Source organism: Acinetobacter sp. F9, from assembly GCF_019195275.1.
GTDB lineage: Bacteria > Pseudomonadota > Gammaproteobacteria > Pseudomonadales > Moraxellaceae > Acinetobacter > Acinetobacter pseudolwoffii.
This window is the reverse complement of the sequence record NZ_CP078068.1, coordinates 2,537,447-2,553,903: the sequence shown is the minus strand read 5'-3', so window position 1 is coordinate 2,553,903 and position 16,457 is coordinate 2,537,447. Positions and strand designations below refer to the sequence as shown.

At 44.3% G+C, this 16,457-nt stretch carries 13 protein-coding genes; 5 read left to right on the top strand and 8 right to left on the bottom strand.

The window, feature by feature from the left end; genetic code table 11:
• The first annotated feature begins 77 nt into the window (after nucleotides 1–77).
• Nucleotides 78–2,840, top strand: coding sequence for a DNA polymerase I (gene polA / locus KT990_RS12145; protein WP_218208855.1), 2,763 nt, complete (start codon nucleotides 78–80; stop codon nucleotides 2,838–2,840).
• 302 nt (nucleotides 2,841–3,142) lie between these two features.
• Here the strand turns inward: polA and KT990_RS12140 are convergent, their stop codons facing one another.
• Genes KT990_RS12140 through ppx form a run of 5 tightly spaced genes read right to left on the bottom strand, consistent with a single transcriptional unit; the run spans nucleotide 3,143 to nucleotide 8,262 of the window.
• Nucleotides 3,143–3,712, bottom strand: a complete 570-nt coding sequence (locus KT990_RS12140) for a YggT family protein (RefSeq protein ID WP_005095820.1) — start codon at nucleotides 3,710–3,712, stop codon at nucleotides 3,143–3,145.
• Between the two features lie 19 nt (nucleotides 3,713–3,731).
• The gene (gene proC, locus KT990_RS12135; protein ID WP_005095818.1) at nucleotides 3,732–4,571 is read right to left on the bottom strand and encodes a pyrroline-5-carboxylate reductase; all 840 of its coding nucleotides are present in this window, start codon (nucleotides 4,569–4,571) and stop codon (nucleotides 3,732–3,734) included.
• A gap of 2 nt (nucleotides 4,572–4,573) precedes the next feature.
• Nucleotides 4,574–5,950 (bottom strand): tRNA lysidine(34) synthetase TilS, encoded by a 1,377-nt coding sequence (gene tilS, locus KT990_RS12130; RefSeq protein ID WP_218208854.1) that lies wholly within the window; start codon nucleotides 5,948–5,950, stop codon nucleotides 4,574–4,576.
• Complete coding sequence (locus tag KT990_RS12125; RefSeq protein ID WP_005095813.1) at nucleotides 5,887–6,711, bottom strand: acetyl-CoA carboxylase carboxyltransferase subunit alpha; 825 nt, start codon at nucleotides 6,709–6,711, stop codon at nucleotides 5,887–5,889. Before KT990_RS12125 ends, tilS begins: the two co-directional genes overlap by 64 nt.
• A gap of 30 nt (nucleotides 6,712–6,741) precedes the next feature.
• Nucleotides 6,742–8,262, bottom strand: coding sequence for an exopolyphosphatase (ppx, locus tag KT990_RS12120; RefSeq protein ID WP_074384073.1), 1,521 nt, complete (start codon nucleotides 8,260–8,262; stop codon nucleotides 6,742–6,744).
• A gap of 259 nt (nucleotides 8,263–8,521) precedes the next feature.
• Between ppx and trxA the strand changes: the two genes are divergently transcribed.
• The 3 genes from trxA to KT990_RS12105 all read left to right on the top strand — a co-directional run bounded on the left by trxA (nucleotide 8,522) and on the right by KT990_RS12105 (nucleotide 11,129).
• The gene (gene trxA, locus KT990_RS12115) at nucleotides 8,522–8,848 is read left to right on the top strand and encodes a thioredoxin (protein ID WP_004278266.1); all 327 of its coding nucleotides are present in this window, start codon (nucleotides 8,522–8,524) and stop codon (nucleotides 8,846–8,848) included.
• Between the two features lie 322 nt (nucleotides 8,849–9,170).
• Nucleotides 9,171–10,439, top strand: a complete 1,269-nt coding sequence (gene rho / locus KT990_RS12110) for a transcription termination factor Rho (RefSeq protein WP_005095808.1) — start codon at nucleotides 9,171–9,173, stop codon at nucleotides 10,437–10,439.
• A gap of 402 nt (nucleotides 10,440–10,841) precedes the next feature.
• The gene (locus KT990_RS12105) at nucleotides 10,842–11,129 is read left to right on the top strand and encodes a hypothetical protein (RefSeq protein ID WP_004647530.1); all 288 of its coding nucleotides are present in this window, start codon (nucleotides 10,842–10,844) and stop codon (nucleotides 11,127–11,129) included.
• A 103-nt stretch (nucleotides 11,130–11,232) separates the two neighbouring features.
• Here the strand turns inward: KT990_RS12105 and KT990_RS12100 are convergent, their stop codons facing one another.
• The 3 genes from KT990_RS12100 to pheS all read right to left on the bottom strand — a co-directional run bounded on the left by KT990_RS12100 (nucleotide 11,233) and on the right by pheS (nucleotide 15,024).
• Nucleotides 11,233–11,529, bottom strand: coding sequence for an integration host factor subunit alpha (locus tag KT990_RS12100; protein WP_004783565.1), 297 nt, complete (start codon nucleotides 11,527–11,529; stop codon nucleotides 11,233–11,235).
• Nucleotides 11,526–13,907, bottom strand: coding sequence for a phenylalanine--tRNA ligase subunit beta (pheT, locus tag KT990_RS12095; RefSeq protein ID WP_218208853.1), 2,382 nt, complete (start codon nucleotides 13,905–13,907; stop codon nucleotides 11,526–11,528). The genes KT990_RS12100 and pheT overlap by 4 nt, the downstream gene beginning before the upstream one ends.
• A gap of 136 nt (nucleotides 13,908–14,043) precedes the next feature.
• Entirely contained in the window at nucleotides 14,044–15,024 is a 981-nt protein-coding gene (gene pheS, locus KT990_RS12090; protein WP_218208852.1) for a phenylalanine--tRNA ligase subunit alpha, read from the bottom strand.
• A 158-nt stretch (nucleotides 15,025–15,182) separates the two neighbouring features.
• Here pheS and KT990_RS12085 point away from each other — a divergent pair, with 158 nt between their 5' ends.
• Nucleotides 15,183–16,205 (top strand): hypothetical protein, encoded by a 1,023-nt coding sequence (locus KT990_RS12085; RefSeq protein ID WP_100534580.1) that lies wholly within the window; start codon nucleotides 15,183–15,185, stop codon nucleotides 16,203–16,205.
• Nucleotides 16,206–16,457 lie beyond the last annotated feature (252 nt).

Sequence of the window (16,457 nt, the reverse complement as noted above, 5' to 3'; positions counted from 1 at the left end):
TAAACTCAGACTCGCCTCAGCGAGCGTAGTAAAAATCACGTACAATAGCGCTGTATTTTGAATAAGGAATTGATTACATGCCACCATTTGTCTTGGTCGATGGCTCTTACTTTTTATTTCGTGCCTTTCACGCACTGCCACCATTAACCACGTCAACCGGTTTACATACCAATGCAATTCGTGGTGCGATTTCTGCTATTCAAAAACTGATGCGTCGGATCCAACCGACCCATATGGCGGTGATTTTCGATACGCCAGAACCGACGTTCCGGCATGAGCTTTCACCGATTTATAAAGGTGACCGCCCGAGCATGCCGACGGAATTATCCGAACAGATTCCTTATTTGCATGCCTTGATTCGTGCGCTGGGTATTCCCCTGCATACCTTACCGGGTGCCGAAGCCGATGACATTATCGGGACATTGGCCAAACGTGCCGAAGCCCTGGGACATCAGGTGCTGATTTCGACTGGTGATAAAGATATGGCGCAATTGGTCACAGACAAAGTGACCCTGGAAGACAGCTTTAAAGAAAAGCCGCTGGATGTCGATGGCGTGTTTGAAAAGTTTGGCGTATGGCCAAATCAGATTATTGATTACCTGACCCTGATGGGCGATGCTTCTGATGGCATCATGGGCGTGCCAGGTGTCGGTGCCAAAACTGCGGCAAAACTGCTGACCGAATATGGTTCGATTGGCGGCATTTTGAAAAATGTCGACAAGATCAAAGGCAAAGTCGGTCAAAATATTAAAGAGCATGTGGATGGCATTGCACTGGACCATCAACTGGCCAGTATTGTGATCGATCTGGATCTTAACTTTGGTTATGACGATTTAAAACTGGGTGAGCCGAATGTCGAGACCTTACGTCATTTGTACACCGAGCTGGAATTTCGTAATCAGCTACAATCCTTAGATCACCCAAACAACCCGAATCATTCAAATTATAAACAGGCGGCAAGATCCATTACCGCCAAACCAGCAACTCTGCCAGACACCACAGAAGATCATGCTTATGTGACCAGTGGCGATGATCAGCTAGGTCAAGCAACCTATCATAGTGTGTTAAACCAGCAGGACTGGGACAAGCTGTTTGCGCGCTTAAGTAGCGAAAAACGTTTTGCCTTTGATACTGAAACCACCAGTCTGGATTATCGTATCGCGCAGATTGTCGGCTTCTCGGTCGCCTTTGATGCCAACGATGCTTACTATGTTCCTTTGGCCCATGATTATGAAGGCGCACCGGAACAGCTCAATCGTGAAGTCATCTTGGCACAGATCAAGCCGATTCTGGAAGATGACAGCGTACAGAAAATTGGTCATCATCTGAAATATGATGCGCATGTACTGGAAAACCATGGCATTCATTTGGCAGGCTGGTATTTTGATACCATGCTGGCATCGTATGTGCTGAATTCTGTGGCAACCCGTCATGGTATGGATGATGTGGCGCGTCTGTATTTGAGCCATCTGACCACGACCTATGAACAAGTTGCCGGTAAAGGAGCCAAACAGAAAACCTTTAACCAGATTCCGCTGGAAACCGCCGCACATTATGCTGCTGAAGATGCTCATGTCACTTATCGTCTTTATGAAGTTTTGGATGAAAAACTCAAAGTCCATCCTGAATTAAGTCAGCTTTTGCATCGCATTGAAATGCCGGTGGCACGTGTATTAACGAAAATGGAAGAAAATGGCATTCAGTTAGATGTGCATTTCCTTGACCAGCTCAGTGAAGAATTTGCACAAACCATTCAGAATCTGGAAAACCAGATTATTGAATTAGCAGGCCAAAGTTTTAATGTCAGCTCACCAAAACAAGTCGGTGAAATTTTGTTTGATAAGCTGGGCCTCAAAGGCGGCAAGAAAACCTCGACTGGCCAATACAGCACCAGTGAAAGTATTTTAGAAAAACTGGATCATCCGATTGCCGCATTGATTTTGGAATATCGTGGCCTGTCTAAACTGAAAAGCACCTATACCGATGGTTTATGCAAACAAGCCAATAATGACAGTGGCCGCGTACACACCAGTTATCATCAAGCGCTGACTGCAACGGGTCGTCTATCTTCAACAGATCCAAATTTACAAAATATTCCTATTCGCGAGAAAATTGGCCGTCAAATTCGTAAAGCTTTTGTAGCACCGAAAGGTCGTGTACTACTCGCTGCCGATTATTCACAAATTGAATTACGCCTCATGGCGCATTTTTCCCAAGACGAAGCCTTGGTACATGCCTTTAATCACGGTCAGGACGTGCATCGTCGTACTGCAGCAGAAGTTTTGGGCATCGCTTTTGAAGAGGTGACAAATGATCAACGTCGCCAAGCCAAAGCCGTGAATTTTGGTCTGCTCTATGGCATGTCTGAATTCGGTCTAACCCGTCAGTTGGGCTTTACTCGTCAAGAGTCACAAGAATACATTAAACAGTATTTCCATCGTTATCCGGGGATTTATGAATATATGCAACGCACCCGTCAGGTGGCACTCGATCAAGGTTTTGTCGAAACCGTTTCTGGTCGTCGTTTATATACACCGGATATTGATGCTCGTAATATGATGGTGCGTAAAGCGGCAGAACGTGCTGCAATTAATGCCCCGCTACAGGGTTCGGCTGCAGATATCATTAAAATGGCAATGATTGAAGTCGACAAGATGTTGCCAAAAGATCAGGCCAAAATGCTGTTGCAAGTCCACGATGAACTGGTGTTTGAAGTCGATGAAGCTATTGCCGATGAATTGGCACCGAAACTGGCTGAAGTCATGCAATCGGTATTGCAGATTTCTGTACCGTTGCTGGTTGAAGTCGGTAAAGGTAAAAACTGGGATGAGGCGCATTAATGCGCCTTTAAGCCCCTTCCTCCCTATAGGAGATGAGGCATATATTCGGCAAGGGGATGCAGGTTGGTTTTAACCCCCTCCTCCCTTACGAAGCAATGTCCTCATCCCAAAGGAAGAGAAAATTTCATTTACTTATTCCTATGCCTTTCTTGAAGTCCATAATTTTGAGTTGGAAGATGTAAGGTAAAGCCCCTCTTTGAAAAAGAGGGGTTTGGGGAAATTTAAACCCCTCCCAACCTCCCTTTAGAAAAGGGAGGCGCAAATAAAAAGGACGCCTCAGCGTCCTTTTTATTTGAATCCGATTAAAGTCCGGTCAACAATACAATTGCCACCTGATTCATGATCATTTCAATGATGATCAAGGTTAAAATAGCAAAAATTGGAGAGAGATCGATCATCCCCATATTTGGCATAATCTTACGGAAAGGTGCCAGCAATGGTTCAGCCAACTCCTGAACCACTTCAATATACGGTGAACGAGACTGGGTAAACATCACCACCCAACTTAAGATAATCGTAGCGAAAATCAAATAACGACAGAAACGGATCAAGTCCTGCATCATGGTGACAAAGGTCAAAATCAGTAAATGCACAGGACCATTCGGCATGCCACCAGAGAGATACATCATGCCGAAAATTTTCAGCAAATACAGTACCACCAATAATGCCAAAGCGGCAGTATTGACACGGCCTTTGGCCAAAGTTGGGAAAATTCGACCAAACACATCTACAATTTTAGTGGCTTTTACAGTCGAAAGAACCACGGGATTGTAGGGGCTGACAGCAGCCAATTGCATTAAAAATCGGAAGAATACGAGCAAAATCGCGACGTTAATGATAATGCCAAAAATTAGCGCAGAATTTGCACCCATACTTGAACGTTCCTAAAAATTAAACTGAAGATTTGCTGCTTTCACTGAGCTCTTGTGCCAGTTCTTGACTGCGTTTTTGTGCAGCGGCAAGTGCGGCCTGAATATTTTGAGAAATCTGGGCGCGATCGAAGACTTCAAGGGCTGCCTGTGTCGTTCCATTTGGAGAGGTCACATTTTTACGCAGCTCGGCTGGGGTGTTCGAACTGGTGATCGCCATTTGTGCCGCACCTAAAGCCGTTTGCAAGGTCAGCGCCGTAGCCACTTTTTCATCCAGCCCTAAATTTTTGCCCGCACGAATCATACTTTCCATCATATAGAAAAAGTAAGCCGGCCCCGAACCCGATACAGCAGTCACCGCATCAATTTGCGCTTCTGAATTCACCCAAATGGTCAAGCCCGTAGAGGCTAAAACCTGACTGGCCAAATCACGGTCACTATTTTCTACATCTTCATGGGCGTATAGACCATGCGCCCCGGTTTGTACCAAGGCTGGCGTATTCGGCATGACCCGTACAATACGCGCTGTCCCCAATAAGCTTGCCAATGTCGCTATTTCCGCACCGGCAACAATGGAAATAATCAGCTTATCATTGACCAGACCTTTTAAAGGCTGTAACACTTGTGCCAAAACTTGAGGCTTTACCGCAAACACCACAATATCTGCATCCTGAATTGCAGCGCTATTATCATCGGTCACGTTGATTTCTTTTTCCGCCAGTAAGGCACGGACTTGTTCGACCGGATCAGAAACTGTAATACGTGTTGTTGGCAAACCACGCGAAATCAGGCCACCAATTAAGGCTTGGGCCATATTACCGCCACCAATAAAACTAATATTACAATTTAAAGCTGCACTCATGTTTAATGCTCGTTGTTGAGTTCTAAAGTTGAAGAAACCGAAATCGGCAGCCATCCCCCTGCTTCACAATATGCAGATTGGGCCAACCAAAATCCTTTAGGGGTAAACACGCCTAGCATAACATTATCTGTGCTTAATATTTGAATAGTATGCCGAACCCAAGGAAATATTTGCGCTTCCTGAATGGCTTTTTTCAGCGGCCAGGCGCCAACACGACCATAGAGATGGATCTTTTCACCCCCCTGACGCTGCTGCAAGTATAAGGGCTGCTGCAATAATGCTGTGGATAAACCCACCTTTGCAGATTCAATGACATATTTTCCGGACAAGACCTGCACATGATCTTTTAACGCAATTTTCAAGGTTTTTAGGCCAGTTTGAAGCTGTTGCTGCTCGGCCAAATAAACCTCTTCTGTCAAACGATATAGTTGCTGCTGATAGCGTACATAGTAATAATCTTTCCAGTGTAAGGCCGCCTGCGCATCGGGTTTGGCATGAATTACCTCGCGTTGCAGACGCTCGACCATATCTAAAGAGGGGCGATACTGCGCTTCGCCTTTCATCCAGACGGAGAGTAACTGGCGTTGCCGTGATCTTGACAGTTGTAGAAGTTTAGACAAATCAAGTTGCGTATCGGTTCCACACGCCTGTAAATCTTGTTGTAATACTTCTTGCAAAATTTCCTGGGCATCTTGCATCAGTTCACTGGTGCGTACCAGCGCAGACTGCATTTTCGGATAACGTTCACTCAAAACTGGCCACAAGGTCTGGCGTGCCCAGGCCCGGTCATAATGGGTATCAGCATTGCTCGGATCTTCAATATTTTGAATATTTAAGTGTTTTGCCCATTGGCAAATCTGCTCACGGGAAATATCCAGCAGTGGCCGCCAAATGGTGAGATTTTCACGTACATCAACCTGTTTCATGGCCGCTAAACCATCCACGCCAGTACCAGACAATAAACGTAGCATTAAGGTTTCTGCCTGATCCTGTTGATGATGCGCCAGCACCAGAATTTCATCCGTTTGCAAATGTTGTAAATAAGCCTGATAACGGCAATGACGCGCTTGCTGTTCCAGATTGCCATTTTCGACCCGAACCGGCTGGATGATGCAGGGAATATTCAGTCGCTGGCATCGATCTGCCACGAACTTGCCCCAATCTGCACTAAAAGCTTGTAATTGATGATCGATATAAATCGCCCGAACTTTTTCCGGGCATAAAAAAAACATCAGATGCAGCAACAGCATAGAATCTACGCCGCCACTGCACCCGATGAGAAATTTTGTCTCTGCAGGAAAGCCCTGCAGCTGTTTTAAGAAACCAGACCTAAATTGTCGCTGCCAAACTTCATTAAACGTTGGTAACGTGCTTCGCATCGTGCTTGCGCTTCCATTGGTTGCAGTTCATTCAAAGCTTCTTTTAACACTGCTTTCAAGCTGTTCATGACATGATCCGGATTTAAATGAGCGCCCTCACCTTCATCCACCACATATTCTACAATGCCCATTTTCTGCAATTTTTCTGCAGTCAGCGCCAAGGCTTCACTGGCCTGTTCGGCTTTTTCGGCAGTTTTCCAAAGAATCGATGCACAGCCTTCAGGTGAAATCACTGAATAGATACTGTGAGACAGCATCACCACACGGTCTGCCACACCAATACCCAGTGCGCCACCTGAACCGCCTTCACCGAGTACAGTTGCAATCACCGGTACTTTCAAATTGGAAAGCTGCGCCAGACTGGTGGCAATGGCTTCAGCCTGACCACGTTCTTCTGCACCAACACCAGGATAAGCACCCATGGTATCAATAAAAGTGAAGACTGGCAGATTAAAACGTTCAGCCATGTCTAACAGACGCTGCGCCTTACGATAACCCTCAGGATTACTCATGCCAAAATTGTGCTGTAATTTTTCACGGGTACTACGACCACGATGCTGACCGACGATCATCACAGGTTGACCATCAAAACGCGCCAGACCACCAATCATCGCACCATCATCACCATATAGGCGGTCACCATGTAAAGCATCAAATTCAGTGAATATTTCACCCACATAGTCCAGAAATTGTGGACGTTCCGGATGACGTGCAATCTGCACTGTCGCCCATGCTTTTGATGGAGTCGCTTTATTTTTCATAGGTTAACCGTTTTCATCCCTATAAAGGTATTAATTAACAAACTGTTCGGATTGAATCGAGAGTTCAATCTCCCAATTTTTAAATTGCTGCTGTTCATCATGCAGTTCAGCCACCAGCAATGGCCATTGTCGGGCATCACCAGACACGCTGAGCTGCCATTGTTGCGCATTTTCAACCTTGAGTTCAATGGCAGGAAGCATCTCATCACTACGACTGTGATTGACCAAAACCGACAGACGAAGCAGCAAACATAACCATAAAAGTTTCGATCCACCGACTTTCATCACATCATGCTTGGCATCAACGCGCAATTTGCGGCGATGGTGTGCGACCAAATGTGACAAATGATTTTGGTCGACTTGTGAGAAACCGGCAATATCCGAGTGTTGTAATAAATAGGCACCATGACGATGATAACCACTATGGCTGATCGCCAAACCAATCTCATGCAGATAGGCAGCACGACGTAACAGATCGCTATCCTCTATCGTCAGGCCCAGTTCATGTTCCACGTCATTAAACAGTTTTTGTGCAGTCTGGACCACACGCTCGGCCTGTTTGGCATCGGCATTATAACGACCAATCAGGGCATGTACGGAACGATCACGGATATCTTCATGCTTGAAACGGCCAAGCAAGTCATACATCACGCCTTCACGCAGCGCACCATCCGAATAAACCAGATGATTAATTCCGAGCACATCAAACACAGCATAGAGAATGGCAATCCCAGCCGGCAATACCGCGCGGCGGTCTTCTTTGAGACCTTCGAATTCCATATCCGAGACATATTTATATTTGAGCAGTTTGTCTTTGAGTTTTTCCAGGCCTTCACGGGTGAGCTGTTCTTTGTCATTGCTCCAGCCCATATTGATACAAATCTGACGACAGGCCTTGATCGTGCCACTGGAACCGACCACCGCATCCCAGCCGGCTTCTTTATAGGTATTGGCAATTCCGGAGATTTCTTTACGCGCCGCAGTAACCGCTTTATCAAAAGCTTTGGCACTGATCTCACCATCCTGAAAATAAGCCTTGGTAAAGGCGACACAGCCCATCTGCACCGATTCAGTATGAATCGGCTCGAACTCTTCACCAATAATCAGCTCAGTCGAACCGCCACCGATGTCAACCACCAGACGACGACCACTGTTGGCCATGGTATGCGAAACCCCGAGATAAATCAGACGGGCTTCTTCACGGCCGGCAATAATTTCGATTGGTTTGGGTAGAATTTCTGCAGCTTTTTGAATAAATTCATGCCCATTTTTGGCTTGACGCAAGGCATTGGTCGCCACAATCCGTAAACGATTTGGCTGAACTGCACCTAAACGTCCGACAAAACGTGCCAGACAGGCCAAACCCCGTTGCTGTGCAGCTTCGGTTAAATTTTTATTTTCATCGAGTCCAGCGGCAAGCTGAACTTTTTCTGACATTGATGCCACTTTTTTAACTTCGCCATGATCTACACGTGCGATGGCCAAATGAAAGCTATTTGATCCCATATCGATGGCGGCAAGTAATTCTTCATCAATCAAAAAGTCAGACATTCCGGAAATAAACCTTTAACGAATTGTGCTTAGAGTAATTCACATGCATGCAATTTAAAAGCCATTTGTAGCGACAATTTGATGCATGATTCTTTTTATATCGGGAACAATAGTAGGACACGATCATCACTATCGTGATCATCCATTAGACAAAATAACATTAAGCATTGAAAATTTACAGATTCCCCTACATTGTTAAAGATGGCTATGTAATACTAATAATTAGTTATCTTTAAAATATTAATCTGGAGCACATTCCATGTCTGGCAACATCGTAAACACTACTGACGCAAACTTCGAAGCAGACGTTCTTCAATCAGACGTACCTGTACTGGTCGACTTCTGGGCGGGCTGGTGTGCACCATGTAAAGCAATTGCACCCGTACTAGAAGTGCTTGCTGATGAATACCAGGGCAAAGTTAAAATCGTGAAAGTTGACGTAACTTCTTGCGAACAAACTGCCGTAAATTTCAACATCCGTAATATCCCGGCTTTGTTGATGTTCAAAAATGGTGAAGTTGTTGCAACTCAAGTGGGTGCTGCGCCAAAATCTAAACTGACTGCGTTTATTGATGACAATATCTAAGTCCAGCATTTTCAGTAAAAAATACGCGACTGACAATCGCGTATTTTTTTCGGCTATAAATTGACAAAGCCGACATTTTCTCTTATATTTGCTACTCAAGAGATAAAGGATCTTAAATCCTGCCAATTTCTTACAAGACACATTACATAAGATGCCGCTCGGCAATAGAAATTGTTTTTCACATTTTTCTTTGAAACACTCAAACAGATCTCTGAATTGTTCTTTTGCAAATTCAATTGCTTTCGTTTGAATGCTTGTATGCGGCCGAATGTTACTCCCTTTCTAACCTGTACCTCAGAACTTTGATTCTATCTGACCACCTATGAATTTAACCGAACTCAAGAAAAAACCGATTGGCGAACTCATCAAGATTGCCGAGTTTATGGGCCTTGAAGGTATGGCTCGTAACCGTAAGCAAGACATTATTTTTGCCATCTTAAAACGTCATGCAATGAATGGCGAAGAGATTTTTGGTGATGGCGTTCTAGAAATTTTGTCAGATGGTTTTGGCTTTTTACGCTCAGCCGCAGGTTCTTATTTAGCAGGCCCTGACGATATCTATGTCAGTCCTTCTCAAATTCGTCGTTTTAACCTACGTACTGGCGACACCATTACTGGCACTATTCGTCCACCAAAAGAAGGCGAACGTTATTTTGCCTTACTTAAAGTTAATCAGATTAACTACGACACCCCTGAAAATTCACGTAATAAAATCTTATTCGAAAACTTGACCCCATTGTTCCCGACTGAACAGCTGGTGATGGAACTCGGTAATGGTACCACTGAAGATTTAACTACACGTGTGATCGACTTGGTGGCACCGATTGGTAAAGGTCAACGTTCAATCATTGTGGCACCGCCAAAAGCCGGTAAAACCATGTTGCTGCAAAGTATTGCGCAATCGATTGTTCGTAATAACCCAGAAGCTATTCTGATTGTTCTTCTCATTGATGAACGTCCAGAAGAAGTCACCGAGATGGAACGTACCGTTCGCGGTGAAGTGGTTGCGTCGACCTTTGATGAATCACCTGCACGTCATGTTCAAGTCGCTGAAATGGTGATTGAAAAAGCCAAACGTCTGGTTGAGCACAAAAAAGATGTGGTGATTCTGCTGGATTCGATTACCCGTCTGGCACGTGCGTATAACACGGTGATTCCTTCATCAGGCAAGGTCTTGACCGGTGGTGTAGATGCGCATGCATTAGAACGTCCTAAACGTTTCTTCGGTGCTGCACGTAATATTGAAGAAGGTGGTTCACTCACCATTATCTCTACTGCCCTGATTGAAACAGGCAGCAAGATGGATGAAGTGATCTACGAAGAATTCAAAGGTACAGGCAACCAGGAAATTACTCTGGATCGCCGTATTGCTGAAAAACGTGTCTTCCCTGCGATGAATATCAAGAAATCTGGTACTCGCCGTGAAGAACGCCTGATGTCAGAAGACAATCTGCGCAAAGTCTGGATTCTGCGTAAGCTGCTGCATACTCAAGATGAATTGGCAGCGATGGAGTTCTTACTGGATCGTATGAAAGAAACCAAGACCAATGATGACTTCTTTGATCAGATGAAACGTAAAGCCTCGAATTAAAATTTCAAATGAAAGGTCACCTAAGCGGTGGCCTTTTTTTAGGTTGACATAAATTACACAATGAAACAATCGAGCCTCATTTATGTAAACTTATTTTTAAGTTTTTGATTAATAAAATAATCAAATTAAAAATTGTATAACTTTTAAAAACTTAACAAGCCTTTCTCCAATCTAAATGTTTCATTCCATTGTTATTTTCTGTTAAAAACTTATGATTTTTTAGCATTTTTCAGTACTTTTTTGAGTCTTGCTAGTAGCAATTAAAAAGGCGCAGTGATAGCATATTTGCAGACCAGTTAGACTGCTCCTGCGTTGTTAGTCCCTAACACAATTAGGAACAATAAAAGCACTTAACAGACTAACTTAGGTTTTTTTTAATCTCAATTTTTAGAGAGTGATGCCATGTTATTCAAAAAAATCGCTATTGCTGCTGCAGTTGCTACTACTCTAGCTTTCGTTGGTTGTGCTAAAAAAGCTGACGACGCTGCTGCTGACGCTAACCAAGCTGCATCTGAAGCTGTAGAAGCTGCTTCTGAAGCTGAAGCTGCTGCTGACGCTGCTGCTGTAGAAGCTACTTCTGAAGTTGCTGCTTCTGAAACTGCTGCTGTTGCTGAAGCTGACGCTGCTGCTGCTGTTGCTGTTGACGCTGCTGCTGACGCTACTGCTGCTTCTGAAGCTGCTGCTCAATAATCTTTTAGATTATTCAGTACAAAAAAAGAGAGCCTTGAGCTCTCTTTTTTTTTATTTTAAAAACTGAAATTTAGAAAAATAACAGAATTTAAAAAAAAGCAGATCAGTTGATCTGCTCATTTCCCACACGTTGACGGAACTTCTGTCCCGCACGGAAGGTCACCACACGGCGTGCAGAAATCGGAATTTCTTCACCCGTTTTAGGATTACGGCCTGGACGTTGACGCTTATCACGCAACTCGAAGTTACCAAAACCCGAAAGTTTTACTTGTTCGCCTGAGATCAGCGCTTGGCTAATCTCATCGAAAAACAACTCAACCATTTGTTTTGCTTCACGACGGTTTAAACTCGTGAGCTCACTTAAATGATCAGCCATTTCTGCTTTAGTTAGTGCTGTCATGAAGCCCTCAATGTCGCTTGGTAAGTGTTTTCTAACACTTGAAGGATATTATCCATACCTGATTTAATTTCAGCATCTTCCAGTGTACGGCTTGGATGCTGCCAGAGAAGTGCAAATGCCAGTGAGCGTTTCCCTTCTTCTACTCCTTGTCCAGTGTACACATCGAATAACCACGTCGAGTCTAAAAGTTCCCCACCTGTTTTTTCGATAAGTCCCTGAATTTCGCTAACATTAATCTTATCACTAATTAAAAGCGCAATATCACGTCGAACCGATGGAAAACGTGATAATTCTGTAAAATTAGATACATAAGTTTGCAAAACAGCCGTTTGATCCAATTCTGCCACCCAAGTCGTTGCCAGATCAAGCTCGTCTTCCAGAGAAGGATGTAGACGCCCTAGGTAACCAATTGATTGACCATTCACGAGAATTTCTGCGGATTGACCTGGGTGTAACCAGCTACGCTCTGAACGTACATATTCTACTTTGACACGGCCGGCAGCCAGAATTTCTTCTACATCACCTTTAAAGTCAAAGAAGTCCATTGCAGCAGGTTTAGCATGCCAAGATTCAACATGACGTGAACCGGTTGCAATCAGCGCAAAGGTTGGAATCTGTTTTAAATCATGAATGCTGCTGGCTTCCTGATAGTCAAAACGTAAACCCAGTTCAAAGAAGCGTACACGGCTTTGCTGACGATTAACATTGTACTGAACACAAGGGATCAGACTAGACAATAAGGTAGAACGCATGACAGCCAAATCACTTGAAATTGGATTTGCTAATGCTAATGGATTCACACCGGAATTAAGTTGCTTTTCAAGCTTCAAGTCAGCGAAGCTAAAACTGATCGCCTCTTGATAGCCTAAAGTCACCGCCGTTTGACGTAATTGACCCAGTTCAAACTGATCCTGGTATTTCGCCAACTTCACATCAATCACAGGCAGACTGATTTGAATGTTGTCATAGCCATGAATACGTGCAACTTCTTCAATCAAGTCCTGATAAATCGCCATATCATAACGATGTGATGGCGGAACTACAGACCATTCGCCTTCTGCTTTTACCGTCACCGTGCAACCAAGGCGTGTCAATGCATCAGTAATAAAGTCGCTTTCAACTTTATAACCTAATAACTGATCGACTTGAGCTTGGTTTAATTCAATCGCATCACGTTTTGGCAAAAGTTCAGCTTTTTCCGCCACGGTGATTGGTCCGAATTCACCGCCAGCCAGCTCAGAAATAAGCTGAGATGCACGGTGCATTGCAATTAATGGCAATTCAAAGTCCACACCACGTTCATAACGTTGTGAGGCATCCGTATGTAAACCAAAGCTACGGGCACGACCGGCAATATGTAATGGCGCGAAGAAAGCAGATTCCAGGAAAATTTCAGTGGTTGCATCACTGACTGCTGAAGACAGGCCACCCATGATACCGGCAATCGCCAATGCTTTTTCGTCATCCGCAATCACCATCACGTTGTCAGAAAGCTCAACGTCTTGCTCGTTTAAAAGCACAAGTTTTTCGTCCGCAGTGGCTTGACGTACATGGACTGCGCCTTGCACTTTAGCAGCATCAAATGCATGTAGCGGTTGACCCAGCTCCATCAAGACATAGTTGGTAATATCGACCAGAATACTGTGCTGACGAATACCTGAACGTGCTAATGCGCGTTCCATCCATACAGGAGTCGCTGCCTTGGTATTGACGTTTTTGATCACACGACCTAAGTAACGTGGACAGCCTTCAGTGCTGACTACAACCTGCTTTTCATCAGCAATGGTTGCAGTCACTTCTTTAATTTCAGGCGCAGTCACTGGCAATTGGTTAATCACACCAATTTCACGTGCGATCCCGCGAATGCTGAAACAGTCACCACGGTTCGGCGTGATACTGATGTCAATCACATTGTCATCAAGATCCAGATATTCACGAATGTTGACACCCACAGCTGCGTCGTCTGGTAGCTCTAACAGACCGTCAATTTTATCTTCGAGATCAATCTCAGAAGCGCCGCACAGCATCCCTTGAGACTCAATACCACGTAGCTTGCCTTTCTTGATTTTGAAATCACCCGGCAATACCGCACCAATGGTTGCTACAGGCGCTTTCATGCCTGCACGTACGTTTGGCGCGCCACAGACGATTTGTAATGGCTCAGCTGTACCGATATTCACAGTGGTCACACGTAAACGGTCTGCATCCGGATGCTGTTCTACTGTCAGAACTTCACCAACCACTACGCCTGTAAATGCTTTTGCTGCAGGAGCAAGTTCATCAACTTCAAGACCCAACATGGTCAATTGATCAGAAAGCTTGTCGCTATCGATGGCTGGGTTGACCCATGTGCGTAGCCAATTTTCGCTAATTTTCATTGATATAAAACCTGTAATTCAAATCTCTAGAATCCCCCTCTGACTCCCCCTTTTCTAAGGGGGAGAACCCCATTTATTTCGTGGAGTCCCTCTCCTTTCTTAAAGGAGAGGTTAGGAGAGGATTAAATAAAAAGTTTTAAGCAAACTGGCGTAAGAAACGCACATCATTCTGGAAGAACATACGTAAGTCGTTCACACCGTAGCGCAACATCGCAAAACGTTCTACGCCCAGTCCGAAAGCAAAACCTTTGTATTTCTCAGGGTCAATGCCGGCAGCTTGTAGCACATTTGGATGCACCATACCGCAGCCCAAAACTTCTAACCAGCGACCGCGTTCATCCATGATATCCACTTCAGCACTCGGCTCAGTGAACGGGAAATAAGATGGACGGAAGCGTACTTTCAAATCTTTTTCGAAGAATTCATTCAGCAGGTTAATCAACAAACCTTTCAGTTCTGCGAAGCTGGTATTTTCAGCCACATACAAACCTTCGATCTGATGGAACATTGGCGAATGGGTTTGATCCGAGTCACAACGATAGACACGGCCCGGACACACGATCTGGATCGGTGGCTGTTGTGTTTCCATCGTACGGATCTGTACACCAGACGTATGCGTACGTAGCAAATGATTTACATCGAAGTAAAAGGTGTCATGCATGGCACGCGCCGGGTGATGCCCCGGAATATTCAGCGCTTCAAAGTTATGATAGTCATCTTCAACTTCAGGACCAGTCGCTACCGTAAAACCGGCTTTGGTAAAGAACTGACAAATACGCTCTTGTACCTGGGTCACAGGGTGGATACTGCCCACCTGTTGACCACGACCTGGCAAGGTAATATCAATGGTTTCGCTTGCCAATTTTTGTTCTAAAGCCGCTTTATGCAGTTCAGCTTGACGTGATGTTAATGCAGCGGTAATGGCTTCGCGTACAGCATGGATTTGTGCACCGAAGACTTTACGTTGTTCAGGATCCATTTTACCAAGCGACTTAGATTGTTCCGCGAGCTGGCTTTTTTTCCCCGTAAATTGCACTCGTACTTGATCAAGTGCAGCAAGGTCTTCTGCTGCTGCAATCGCAGCGAGCGCTTCAGTGATCAGGGCTTCCAGTGACATAGTAACTCTCAAAGCAACAGGTTAAAAAATATTTTAAAACCCCACATTCTAACAGTTTTTAGACACTTTGATGAAGATACGTTTTAAGGAAAATTAGATTGGCATGATTAAATATAAAAAGTATAAGATAAACACAATATCAATCAGATCAAATCACTATGGCACTCGATCAAATTTGGAAACAGCAGCTGACCTTGGTCACTTATGGCAATGAGTATCTGACTCAGGACCTGAGTTTCAATCGTTGGATTCAACATTCCATTTTTAATCAGCATCAGTTTGCCTTCCGGGATCTGATGTCACAGCACCTATTGGCCCAGCATTTTCAGATTTGGCTGGAAGGACTGAAAAAACAAGGGGTTCGCCGACTGAGCTTGCATCGCTCGGATTTACTGGTTGATGAAAAAAATCCGAATGCCAATGTCGAGCTGCTACCTCTGGCGCATTTTATCGTCAGCCATGGTGCCAAAGCCAAAACTGCCTGGATTATTGGCAAAGAATTGCCGGAATGGTATAGCGCAGACAATGATTACGAAGCGCCTAAATCGCAGCAGTCCCCTTTACGTCATGAAACATTCTGGTGTTATGAGCTGAATCCCAAACTGGCCAAGCGTATTGACACAGATCTGGAAGCACCGAACTGGGACGATATCCAGGCTTATACCAATTATGAGTTATTTGAAAGCAGCCTAGCTCAAGATTTTATAGAACCGGCGTATACTAATCTTCCATACTACGGCACGATACCGGCAATTCAGGCAGATACAGAAAGTCATTTGGCCCTGATTCCAACCGACTATTCAGCTGATTATGCCCATCAGACTTTATACCGGCTAGATGCCTTAAATGAGTTTATTCAAACTAAAATTCAACATCCCTATACGTCAGATGGTGAAGTCCTGAGCCCAGATCAGCAGCTCAATTTACGCCACTTTTCACAAAAAATTGATGATTTAAGTGCCAAATTCATCAGCAAAGTTGCCAACCACTATAAAACTGCACAGCTCACCCCAAAAGTTGCGCCTGACCCATTTGTGGGTATGAGTACCGAACACCGTTCGCCCAAAATATCTAAAGCGGAAAAACCTCAAGATCCGGGCAAATCTAATTCTGCAAATGTACTGACCTTGATTGTGATTACCGTGATTATCTGTCTGATTGGCTACTATTTTGGTCTTTAAGATTTCAGCAAGAAAATATTAACTTCTTGGATAAAACTTAGCCGAATCCAGTGGATATATTGATATTCGACAGCAGAGATGAGCTTGAAATAATGCTGTCGGTTTTCGCGATGAGTTTTGATCATTCATCAAACAATTGAATCTCGACTCAACCAGGGTTTGATATTTTTTCGATTATTTGAATTTAACCGCAATTATTTTTTACTCAGCGCTCGAGATAATGCTCTTTTTATTGCTCAGTAAAGATGGGAA

Coding starts and splice junctions, on each gene's coding strand:
- polA (WP_218208855.1), top strand. CDS start 78: ATGCCACCATTTGTCTTGGTCGATGGCTCTTACTTTTTATTTCGTGCC.
- KT990_RS12140 (WP_005095820.1), bottom strand. CDS start 3,712: ATGGGTGCAAATTCTGCGCTAATTTTTGGCATTATCATTAACGTCGCG.
- proC (WP_005095818.1), bottom strand. CDS start 4,571: ATGAGTGCAGCTTTAAATTGTAATATTAGTTTTATTGGTGGCGGTAAT.
- tilS (WP_218208854.1), bottom strand. CDS start 5,950: ATGCGAAGCACGTTACCAACGTTTAATGAAGTTTGGCAGCGACAATTT.
- KT990_RS12125 (WP_005095813.1), bottom strand. CDS start 6,711: ATGAAAAATAAAGCGACTCCATCAAAAGCATGGGCGACAGTGCAGATT.
- ppx (WP_074384073.1), bottom strand. CDS start 8,262: ATGTCTGACTTTTTGATTGATGAAGAATTACTTGCCGCCATCGATATG.
- trxA (WP_004278266.1), top strand. CDS start 8,522: ATGTCTGGCAACATCGTAAACACTACTGACGCAAACTTCGAAGCAGAC.
- rho (WP_005095808.1), top strand. CDS start 9,171: ATGAATTTAACCGAACTCAAGAAAAAACCGATTGGCGAACTCATCAAG.
- KT990_RS12105 (WP_004647530.1), top strand. CDS start 10,842: ATGTTATTCAAAAAAATCGCTATTGCTGCTGCAGTTGCTACTACTCTA.
- KT990_RS12100 (WP_004783565.1), bottom strand. CDS start 11,529: ATGACAGCACTAACTAAAGCAGAAATGGCTGATCATTTAAGTGAGCTC.
- pheT (WP_218208853.1), bottom strand. CDS start 13,907: ATGAAAATTAGCGAAAATTGGCTACGCACATGGGTCAACCCAGCCATC.
- pheS (WP_218208852.1), bottom strand. CDS start 15,024: ATGTCACTGGAAGCCCTGATCACTGAAGCGCTCGCTGCGATTGCAGCA.
- KT990_RS12085 (WP_100534580.1), top strand. CDS start 15,183: ATGGCACTCGATCAAATTTGGAAACAGCAGCTGACCTTGGTCACTTAT.